The sequence below is a fragment of the Staphylococcus sp. EG-SA-14 genome, from assembly GCF_017151935.1.
GTDB classification, from domain to species: Bacteria; Bacillota; Bacilli; order Staphylococcales; family Staphylococcaceae; genus Staphylococcus; species Staphylococcus aureus.
This window is the reverse complement of sequence record NZ_JACVZM010000103.1, coordinates 1-247: the sequence shown is the minus strand read 5'-3', so window position 1 is coordinate 247 and position 247 is coordinate 1. Positions and strand designations below refer to the sequence as shown.

The following is a 247-nucleotide window of genomic DNA, read 5'->3' as shown; positions in this document are numbered from 1 at the left end:
AATACTGTCATGCAAAGTATGGCAGCAATTGTGCTTGTTACATTTGTATGGATAACAGTTGGTTTTACAATTAGTTTTGGAAATGGGAATTTATGGTTCGGAAATTGGGAATATACTTTTCTTAATCCTGGTGTCATTAACCAAACTAATAATGTACACAAAAACATAAATATCGTATCGTTAAGATTCATACTTACCACTCCCTTGTTTTCATAATAATCTGACAATTTATAAAAAGCAAAAATGC

1 pseudogene is annotated in these 247 nt (G+C 30.4%); it reads left to right on the top strand.

Going from position 1 to position 247, the window contains the following annotated elements:
* A pseudogene (locus tag IDG63_RS15045) lies at positions 1-126 on the top strand (ammonium transporter); the annotation flags it as partial.
* Between the last annotated feature and the right edge of the window lie 121 nt (positions 127-247).